Origin of the sequence: Roseateles oligotrophus (assembly GCF_014204525.1) — a bacterium.
Lineage (GTDB): Bacteria > Pseudomonadota > Gammaproteobacteria > Burkholderiales > Burkholderiaceae_C > Paucibacter_A > Paucibacter_A oligotrophus_A.
The window spans coordinates 668,933-678,475 of sequence record NZ_JACHLP010000002.1 but is presented as its reverse complement, the minus strand read 5'-3'; the positions used below and the strand labels follow the sequence as shown (position 1 = coordinate 678,475).

Annotated in this window: 10 protein-coding genes; 4 read left to right on the top strand and 6 right to left on the bottom strand. The window is 64.3% G+C overall.

Going from position 1 to position 9,543, the window contains the following annotated elements; genetic code table 11:
• Positions 1 to 377: 377 nt before the first annotated feature.
• Entirely contained in the window at positions 378 to 2,159 is a 1,782-nt protein-coding gene (ptsP, locus tag HNP55_RS07595; RefSeq protein ID WP_184297804.1) for a phosphoenolpyruvate--protein phosphotransferase, read from the bottom strand.
• A 125-nt stretch (positions 2,160 to 2,284) separates the two neighbouring features.
• On the opposite strand from ptsP, the gene HNP55_RS07590 reads away from it, so the two are divergent.
• Positions 2,285 to 3,121 carry a GNAT family N-acetyltransferase gene (locus tag HNP55_RS07590; RefSeq protein WP_184297802.1) on the top strand — a complete coding sequence of 279 codons (837 nt, stop codon included), beginning with the start codon at positions 2,285 to 2,287 and terminating at the stop codon, positions 3,119 to 3,121.
• Between the two features lie 28 nt (positions 3,122 to 3,149).
• Here the strand turns inward: HNP55_RS07590 and HNP55_RS07585 are convergent, their stop codons facing one another.
• From HNP55_RS07585 to HNP55_RS07575, 3 genes are all read right to left on the bottom strand, one after another.
• On the bottom strand, positions 3,150 to 3,419 hold the full coding sequence (locus HNP55_RS07585) for an HPr family phosphocarrier protein (protein WP_184297800.1): 270 nt from the start codon (positions 3,417 to 3,419) through the stop codon (positions 3,150 to 3,152).
• 6 nt (positions 3,420 to 3,425) lie between these two features.
• Positions 3,426 to 3,833, bottom strand: coding sequence for a PTS sugar transporter subunit IIA (locus tag HNP55_RS07580; RefSeq protein WP_184297798.1), 408 nt, complete (start codon positions 3,831 to 3,833; stop codon positions 3,426 to 3,428).
• 114 nt (positions 3,834 to 3,947) lie between these two features.
• A complete protein-coding gene (locus HNP55_RS07575) occupies positions 3,948 to 4,499 on the bottom strand; it encodes a hypothetical protein (RefSeq protein WP_184297796.1) in 552 nt (183 codons plus the stop codon).
• Positions 4,500 to 4,550: 51 nt separating this feature from the next.
• Between HNP55_RS07575 and HNP55_RS07570 the strand changes: the two genes are divergently transcribed.
• The 3 genes from HNP55_RS07570 to HNP55_RS07560 all read left to right on the top strand — a co-directional run bounded on the left by HNP55_RS07570 (position 4,551) and on the right by HNP55_RS07560 (position 7,715).
• A complete protein-coding gene (locus HNP55_RS07570) occupies positions 4,551 to 5,813 on the top strand; it encodes a CaiB/BaiF CoA transferase family protein (RefSeq protein WP_184297794.1) in 1,263 nt (420 codons plus the stop codon).
• 176 nt (positions 5,814 to 5,989) lie between these two features.
• Positions 5,990 to 7,168 (top strand): hypothetical protein, encoded by a 1,179-nt coding sequence (locus tag HNP55_RS07565; protein WP_184297792.1) that lies wholly within the window; start codon positions 5,990 to 5,992, stop codon positions 7,166 to 7,168.
• 37 nt (positions 7,169 to 7,205) lie between these two features.
• A complete protein-coding gene (locus HNP55_RS07560) occupies positions 7,206 to 7,715 on the top strand; it encodes a TlpA disulfide reductase family protein (RefSeq protein ID WP_184297790.1) in 510 nt (169 codons plus the stop codon).
• Positions 7,716 to 7,804: 89 nt separating this feature from the next.
• On the opposite strand, the gene lipA is transcribed toward HNP55_RS07560, so the two are convergent.
• Together lipA and lipB are read right to left on the bottom strand one after the other, a co-directional pair.
• Positions 7,805 to 8,809, bottom strand: a complete 1,005-nt coding sequence (gene lipA, locus HNP55_RS07555) for a lipoyl synthase (RefSeq protein ID WP_184297788.1) — start codon at positions 8,807 to 8,809, stop codon at positions 7,805 to 7,807.
• Between the two features lie 25 nt (positions 8,810 to 8,834).
• Positions 8,835 to 9,506 (bottom strand): lipoyl(octanoyl) transferase LipB, encoded by a 672-nt coding sequence (gene lipB / locus HNP55_RS07550; protein ID WP_184297786.1) that lies wholly within the window; start codon positions 9,504 to 9,506, stop codon positions 8,835 to 8,837.
• Between the last annotated feature and the right edge of the window lie 37 nt (positions 9,507 to 9,543).

Genomic DNA, 9,543 nt, shown 5'->3' with positions numbered 1-9,543 from the left:
TATCGGCTGTTGATTTTTAAAGAACTTAAGCTGAACCACTGTTCAACTCGCTGCAATCTTCTTGCAAACCGCTGACTTGGCGTCAGCAGCACAGAAGCGAGATTATGACTTGTTTTTCTTAAACTCGTCAAGCGTTTTAAACATTTTGTTTGCCGCGCTTTTCACTCACTTCTTTTCTTCGCCACATCGTCTTGCTCGCTCCCGAAACAGAGGACTTGCTAGCAGCGAAGCCCTCTACTGTAGCACAGGATTTCATGGGGAAACAGCAAGAATTGTGAATTACCAAAAGATGCTCGCGGGCACTGTCCGTGGAAGGGGTGGATGAGCCAATAAGCCAGCTGCCGCCTAGGCAAGCAGGGCGACTGCTACCGTGCGACTCAGGACTTAGTCACACCCTTTTGAAGACTGAAGGCCAGCTCAGCGTCGCGCTGAGGGTCTTCGCTCACCAGCAGGTCGGGCATCAGCCGCGCCAGCCGAGCAGCATCGGCGCGCAGTATGCGCTGCTTGACCGATGGAATCTGCGAGGGATGCATGGAAAAACTACGCAAGCCCATCGCCAAGAGAATATCGGTGAAGGCCGGATCACCCGCCATCTCGCCACAAACACTGACCGACTTGCCGGCCGCTCGCGATTGCGCGATGGATTGAGCGAGCAGATGCAGCACCGCCGGATGCCAGGGGTCGTAGAGATGCGCCACCGCCTCATCGGCACGATCAATGGCCAAGGTGTATTGAATCAAGTCATTGGTGCCGATGGAAACAAAATCCACATGCTGGAGCAGCAAGGGCAGCATGACGGCGGCGGCAGGGATCTCGATCATCACCCCAAGTTCGACCTTGGTGAAGGCGCGACCAGCATCGGTCAATTGCTGCTGAACCTTCTTCACCGATTCAAGAATCTGCCGTATTTCACTCAGGTGGGCGACCATAGGGATCAGCAGCCGCACCTTGCCGAAGGCGCTGGCGCGATAAATCGCGCGCAATTGCTGGCGGAACATGCTGGGCTCCGCCAAGCTCCAGCGGATCGCGCGCAGGCCCATGGCCGGATTCAGCACATGCTCGTGCCGCAACTCGCTGGCGCTCATGCGGTCCAAGGGCTTGTCCGCCCCGACGTCCACCGTGCGTATCGTCACCGGCATGCCGCGCATGGCCTCGACAGCGGCGCGATAGGCCAGGAACTGCTCCTCCTCACCCGGCAGCTCACCGCCGCGATTCATGAAAAGAAACTCGCTACGGAACAGGCCCACGCCCGTAGCACCCGCCTCGACCGCCGCCACGGCGTCGACCGGCAGTTCGATATTGGCATGCAACTCCACCCGCTCGCCGTCCAGCGTCACGGCCGGGGTATGGCGCAGCCGGGCCAGGCGGGCGCGCTCCAGCTCGCTTTGACGCTGACGGAAACGGTATTCCTCCAGCATGATGGGCGAAGGATTGACGATCACCGCGCCGGCATCGCCGTCGATGATGACCCAGTCGTCCTGGCGGATCAGGCGCGAGGCCTCGCGCGTGCCGACGATGGCCGGGATGTCCATGCTGCGCGCCACGATGGCGGTGTGCGAGGTCTTGCCGCCGATATCGGTGATAAAGCCGTGGAACACACTGCGCTTGAACTGCATCATGTCGGCGGGCGCTATATCGGCTGCCACCAGCAGCAAGGGATCCTCGCCGGCGAAGTCCCGCTGCACCACGCTGGCCGCATCGGTGGGCACACGGCCCTGCTCACGCGCCAGCGAACTCAAGACCCGTTCGACCACCTGCTCCAGATCGGCCTTGCGTTCGCGCAGATAGTCATCCTCCATCTCGTCGAACTGGCGCGCCAGCACTTCCAACTGCGCGGAGAAAGCCCACTCGGCGTTGTAGCGACGATCAATGATCCACTGCTTGGTGGACCCGATCAGGGCCTCGTCATGCAGCAGCATCAGGTGCACATCCAGCAGGGCGGCCAACTCGTGCGGGGCGTCGGCAGGCAGATCCTGCTTGAGCGTCTCGAACTCCAGCGCCACCTCATCACGGGCATTGAGCACGCGCTGAATCTCGGCATCCACCGCGCCGTCGGCAATGAAGTAATGCGCCACGTCGACTCGACTGGACGCGACCAGAACAGCGCGACCAATGGCCACGCCACGCGATACCGGGATGCCAAAGACCTGAAAGCTCATGCACCGACTTTAGCAGCCGATGACGCTCAACCCTCGCGTCATGGATTCGTCATGCGCGAGTCACGCCCGCGTCACGCCCAAGCCCGAGCATTTGCCGGCGATCAACGAATGCACGAGGCTTGTCCATGCGGGATATTCCAATGCCCACCCTGCCCTTTTCCGATGCCAGCGGCTGCAGCACACTTGAGCACGGCGCCGCAGCACGCCGCGCGGCGACAGCGCTTGCAGCGCCACGCCTGCATGTGAGCTGGGCACGCGATGAGGCCGAGGTCCGCGAAGCCCAGCGCCTGCGCTACAAAGTCTTTGCAGAAGAAATGGGCGCCCGCCTGAACCTGCCCAAGGGCTCACCCAAAGGCCTGGACATCGACACCTTCGACGCCTTTTGTGAACACCTGCTGGTGCGTGAGCTCAAGGCCGACGGCAGCCAGGGCAAGGTGATTGGCACCTATCGCGTCCTGACCCCGGCCGCAGCCAAGCGGGCCGGTGGGCTGTACAGCGAAACCGAGTTTGACCTGACCCGCCTGCGCAGCCTACGCGAGCGCATGGTGGAACTGGGCCGCTCCTGCATCCACCCCGAGCATCGCTCGGGCGGCGCCATCATGGCCTTGTGGGGCGCGCTGGCGGAATTCATGCTGCGCAATGAGCTGGACACCATGATCGGCTGCGCCAGCGTCAGCATGCGAGACGGTGGCCACTTCGCCGCCAGCTTGTGGAAACAGCTAGAGAGAACCCATCTGGCCAGCATCGAGTGGCAGGTACGCCCGCGCCTGCCCCTGCCGGTGGATGATTTGCGCCAGGACCTGGCCGTCGAGGCCCCACCGCTGATCAAGGGCTATCTGCGCTGCGGCGCCCGCATTTTGGGCGCGCCGGCCTGGGACCCCGACTTCAACACGGCCGATCTGCCGATGATGATGCGCATCCAGGACCTGCCCGCACGCTATCGCCGTCACTTCATGGAGTAAGGCGAGCCGGCGCGCCGAGGACAGGCGCTTACTGCCCCTCGCCGAACTTGTCGTTCACCAACGCGGTCAGCGCCTCGTGCGCGGCCTGCTCGTCGGGACCTTCGGTTTCCAGCTCCACCTGAGAGCCCAGGCCCGCCGCCAACATCATCACGCCCATGATGCTCTTGGCATTGACGCGGCGGTTATTGCGACTCATGAACACCTCGCATTGAAAAGAGCCGGCCAGCTTGGTCAGCTTGGCGGAGGCACGAGCATGCAGCCCAAGCTTGTTGCTGATGGTCAAAGTGCTTTTGATCATGAAGGTTCAGGACTCGGAAGAAGGGTTCAGCGGCGCATCGCCGCACAAGATGATGCCGGCGATGCCGCCATCCACCGCACGGCGGGCCAGCACATCCAAGGGCTCTTTGGCATAGCAGAGCGAACGCCACAACATTGGCGCATTGACCCCGCAAACCACCCGCACCGACTCACCCACCAAACGCAGGGCGGCATTGTGCGGCGAGGCTCCGAACACATCGGTAAGGATGAGGTTTTGTGCATGGCCTGCCGCGGCCAGGCATGCACGCGCGGCCGCCTCGATGTCTTCCACCGACATTTCGGGCCCCACATCCAGCACCGACAACTGCGGCGCGCAATGCGGGAAGGTGTGTTCGGCCACGGCTTTGAGCGCGGAGGCCAAGGGGGCATGGGCGATGACGAGAAGTCCGGACATGGGGGAGATTATCAAGGGAGAGCAGCCCGCCTCAGCGTCGGGCGGGCCGCAAAAAGTCATGGAAGTGCGGCGGCGGCAAAACAATACGCAGTACGGCCGCAGGCGCTTGGCGTTTCAGCTTGCGTCGCCCAGCTTGATCGACTCAACAAAGCTCTGCCAAGCGCGCGGCTCAAGCCTGGGGCCAAGCACCAGGGCTTGATACACCTGCTGGCCCCGCGTGAAAACCGCCACCTGCGCCTGCTGCCCCTTGGCGCTCAAACTCTGCTGCTGCGCAAAAGGGCTGGGGGTCATGCCCGCCACCTGCACCGGGCTCAACGCACCGGCCTGGGCCGCAAGCTTGGTCGCCAGACTCTCGCGCATGCCCTGCAAGGCCGGGCCGATCTGGCCGGGCTCATCGATCTGGGCCCAGGACAGGGCAAAGGTCGCGCCCGCCGCCTTGCACTGGGCCAGGCCCATGGCGGCCGGCGCCTCGGCCGTGGCGGCGCGTTGGTGCAAATCGGGCTTGCAGGGAAAGAGCAGGCGGGCATTCGAGCCCTCGGGGCGCGCCTCGCGCCAATCCAGGCCGGGCGAGCAAGCGGACAGTAGGGCGGCGGCCAGCAGCAAAACCCAGCGCCCCTGCTGCGGCCCGGCCGGGTGACTCCAAGAAGCAAACGTGCGCGTTTTCATGCGGGCATTATCGGAGGCGGCCGCCACAAGGCCTGGCGCACAATCAATCGCATGCAGACAAGCTCAAACGAAACGCAAACCCCGGGCTCTCCCGCCCTCGCACTGGCCGGTGTACGAGTGCTGGACCTGTCCCGCGTCCTGGCCGGCCCCTGGTGCACCCAGACCCTGGCCGATCTGGGGGCCGATGTGATCAAGGTGGAACGTCCCGGCAGCGGCGACGACACCCGCGCCTGGGGCCCGCCCTATCTGAAGGACGCGGACGGTGCCGACACCAGCGAGGCCGCCTACTACCTCGGCGCCAACCGCAACAAGCGCTCCATCGCCATCGATATTGCCTCGGCGCAAGGCCAGGCCCTGATCCGCAAGCTGGCCGCCCAGGTCGATGTGCTGGTGGAGAACTTCAAGGTCGGCGATCTGGCCCGCTACGGCCTGGACGCCCAAACCCTGCAGGCCGACAACCCCGGCCTGGTCGTCTGCTCCATCACCGGCTTCGGCCAGACCGGGCCCTACAAGGACCGCGCGGGCTATGACTACGCCATCCAGGGCATGGGCGGCCTGATGAGCGTGACGGGGGAGCGCGATGAGTTGCCCGGCGGCGGTCCGCAGAAAGTGGGCGTCGCCGTGGCCGATCTGTTCACCGGCCTTTACGCCACCGTCGCCATCCTGGCAGCGCTGCGCCACCGTGACGCCACCGGCCAGGGCCAGACCATAGACATGGCCTTGCTGGACACCCAGGTCGCCATGCTGGCCAATCTGGGCGCCAACTATCTGTGCACCGGCAAGGCCCCGGGCCGCATCGGCAACGCCCACCAGAACATCGTGCCCTACCAGGTCTTCGAGGCCAGCGACGGCCATCTGATCGTGGCCGTGGGCAATGACGGCCAGTTCGCCAAATTCAGTGAAATCGTCGGCCACGGCGACTGGGCCGCCGACCCGCGCTTCCAAAGCAATGCCCAGCGCGTGCGCCACCGGGCCGAACTGGTGCCGCTGATCGCCGCGGCCCTGAAGACCCGCCCGCGCAACAACTGGCTGGCCGCCCTGGAAAAGGCAAAAGTACCCTGTGGTGCGATCAACAACTTGACTGACACTTTCGCCGATCCGCAGGTACAAGCACGGAAGATGACGGTGGCCATGGAACATCCGCTGAGCGATGGCCTGAAGCTGGTGGCCAACCCCATCAAGCTGTCGGCCACGCCGGTGAGCTATCGCCATCCACCGCCGCTGCTGGGGCAGCACACACGGGAGTTGCTGGCCGAGGCTGGGCTCACCCAGGCCGAGGTCGAGCAACTGATACGTGATCAGATCGTCACTTAAAAAGGGGACTTCGTGAAAAAATTCGCAGCGATCCGAGCGCAAATCGAGCTGACGCCGAGTTCCCCCGGATCGAGGGATGGACGCTAACCAGCAAGGCGATGACCATCGAGGCGCGGCGGGAATACCGCCCCCAGTCCTCACACTCCCAATGGTTTTCCTGCAGATTGCCACCACGCATGGTCAAGCCAACGCAAGCCAATACCCCTGCACATGCCAGCCCCCTTGCCGCCAATGATGTGGCGGCCGGGCCCAGCCACACACAGTGGGGCGAGATCGTGCAGCTCTTGGGTGAGGAGATCGCCGGCCCCCTCAGCGCGGCGCTGGAGCGCATTCACGAGCTGATCAGCACCGGCCAAATCGACCGCCAAAACCTGCGCGCCCTGCGCGACAGCGTCACCCAGGCCCGCGAGGCCGGCATGCTGGGCCAGCAACTGGCCCGCTTGGCCTCGGGCCGCCTGCGCCTGGTGCGCGAGCGCCTGCACCTAACCCAGATTCTGCGCGGCGTGCTGACCCAGCGCAGCCGCGAGACCCAATCGCGCGGCATCCAGGTGCGCCAAGTCCTGAAGCCCATCGAGGTCATGGCCGATGGCTCCTTGCTCTTCGGCCTCTTGAATGCCTTGATGGATTGGGCCCTGGCCAATACGCACTCATCCATCGACCTGCGCCTGGACCTGACCTCCTGGCCGGCCAAGGGGCGCCTGGTCTGCCGCTTTGCCCACCGCTCCCTGGAGTTGAGCGAGGACCCGCGCAGCAAGGAGGCGCCCGAGGCGCTCAATTCCCTGCGCTGGCGCCTGGTCGAACAGACCGCCGTCACCATGGGCGTGCTGCCGCTGCGGGAAGACGAGGCCGGCATCACCGTGCTGACCCTGGAGTTCCCTCACACGGTCGGCGACGAGCCCGGCCTGTCGGGCGACATCGCGCCACGCGAGGCGCGCTGGGAGCCCGAGCGCCCGCAGGACTATATGCCGTCCAGCAACTCCAAGCCGCTGGCGGGCAGCCATGTGCTCATCATTGCCCAGACCCGCGATCTGCGCGCGCAGATCCAGTCCGCCGTGCAGCATATGGGCCTGATCGTGGATGTGGTCGGCGGCATGGAAGAAGCGACCCAGTTCTGCGCCGAGGGCCTGCCCCATGCCATCGTGTTTGAAAGCGCCCTGCGCGGGCCGGCCTTCGAGCTGCTGTTCGCGGACATCATGCGCGAGGTGCCCATGTTCAGCTTTGTCGAAGTGATGGTCGAGCCGCAGATGACCCAGCTGTCCACCGCCACGGCAGACGGCTTGGCCCGCATCTCGCGCCAGCATCTGGTGGACGCCCTGCCCTCGGTGCTGCTGTTCGAACTGTCGAAAGAGTTCTGAGCGCCGGGGCTGAAACGCCGCAAGCTAAACTGCCGGCATGAATGCAACTCGATGGATAGCCCCGGCCCTGATCCTGGCCGCGCTGGCAGCCGGCGGCCTGTGGGCCAGCCAAAACCTGGGCAAGGGCGAGCAGGCCCCGCCACTCAGCTATGTCTTGCTGGACGGCGCCAAGCACGATTCCAAGCAATGGGCGGGCAAGGTGATGCTGGTGAACTTCTGGGCCACCAGTTGCACGACCTGCGTCAAGGAGATGCCCGAGCTCATCGCCACCCACGAGAAGTTCAAGGCCCGAGGCTTCGACACCCTGGCCGTGGCCATGAGCTACGACCCGCCGGCCTTTGTGGCCAACTTTGCCGAAAGCCGCCGCCTGCCCTTTGGCGTCGCCATCGACAATACCGGCGAGATCGCCAAGCAATTCGGCAAGGTGCAGCTGACGCCCACCACCTTCCTGATCAACAAACGCGGTGAAATCGTCAAACGCTATGTGGGCGAGCCCGATTTCGTGGCCCTGCACAGCCTGGTCGAGAAACTGCTGGCCGAGAGCTGAGGCCAGGCCGCAGTTCCTGACGGCCCCAAATAAAACAAGCCGCTGAAGTCCTCGGACCTCGGCGGCTTGTCTGTTTTCAACGGGGTGCTTTACTTCGCCACGGCAGCGTCAAGCGCCTGTGTGGCCTGCTCGGCCTGGTGGTCGGCGTGATAACTGGAGCGCACCATGGCGCCCACGGCCGCATGACTGAAGCCCATTTTGTAGGCCTCGGTCTCGAACATCTTGAAGGTGTCGGGGTGCACATAACGGCGCACCGGCAGGTGGTGGCCCGAGGGCGCCAAGTACTGGCCAATGGTCAGCATATCGATATTGTGCTCACGCATATCGCGCATGACCTGCAGGATCTCTTCGTCCGTCTCACCCAGGCCCACCATGATGCCGCTCTTGGTCGGCACATGGGGTACTTCTTCCTTGAAGCGCTTGAGCAGGTTCAGGCTGAACTGGTAGTCGGAGCCCGGGCGCGCTTCCTTGTACAGGCGCGGCGCGGTTTCCAGATTGTGGTTCATCACATCGGGCGGGGCGGCGCGCAAGATGTCCAGGGCGCGGTCCATGCGACCACGGAAATCGGGCACCAAGACCTCGATCTGGGTCCTGGGGCTGAGCTCGCGCACCTGGCGGATGCACTCGGCAAAATGGCCGGCGCCGCCGTCGCGCAGGTCGTCGCGGTCCACGCTGGTGATCACCACATACTTGAGCTTCAGGGCCGCGATGGTCTTGGCCAGATTCAGGGGCTCGTCCACATCCAGCGGATCGGGGCGGCCGTGGCCCACATCGCAGAAGGGGCAGCGACGGGTGCATTTGTCACCCATGATCATGAAGGTGGCCGTGCCCTTGCCAAAACACTCGCCGATATTCGGGCAGGAAGCTTCCTCGCAAACCGTGTGCAGCTTGTGCTCGCGCAGGATCTGCTTGATCTCGTAGAAACGGGTCGAGGGCGAACCGGCCTTGACGCGGATCCAGTCCGGCTTCTTCAGCATCTCGGCCGGCACGATCTTGATCGGGATGCGGGCCGTCTTGGCTTGTGCCTTTTGCTTGGCGCTGGCATCGTAAGCCTCGCCAGTTTTCAATTCATGGGTGATGTTGTCGCTGGCCATTTTTGCCTCGTTGCCGCCTCGGATTTCAAGCTTCCAGCTGGGCGCCAAGGCGCTCACCGAAACGCTGGGCCACCTGGGCCCACTCCGCACAAACCCCAAGTGTAACGAGGTCCACCGTCGCCAGCCCCGCATAGCCACAGGGATTGATGCCGCCGAAGGGCGCCAGATCCATGTCCACATTGAGGGCCACACCGTGGTAAGTGCAGTGCCGACTGACCTTGATGCCCAGAGCCGCCACCTTGCCCAGGCCGCGGAAGGGATCCAGCGGATCGGACGGCCCGGTCAGCGCGGCATGAGCGCCGGGCTCGTCCAAGCGCACATAAATGCCCGGCGCACCGGCCACACGATGGCCGGTGACGCCAAAGCTGGCCAGGGTCTGGATCACCGCCGCCTCGAGGCGGAACACATACTCGCGCACAAAGTAACCGGCGCGCTGCAGATTGATCAGGGGGTAGGCCACCACCTGGCCGGGGCCATGATAGGTCACCTGCCCGCCCCGGTTGGTCTGCACCACCGGGATGCCGGCGCTGTTCAACACATGGTCGGCCTTGCCGGCCAGGCCCTGGGTGTAGGTGGGCGGATGTTCGCAAAGCCAGATTTCATCGGGCGTATCGGGGCCGCGGCCGTCGGTGAAGCTGCGCATGGCCTCCACCGTGGCCGCGTAGTCCACCCGGCCCAGGGTTTTCACAAGAATCATGGGCGCAATGGTAGCTCGCAGCCTGTAAGGCCTCCGG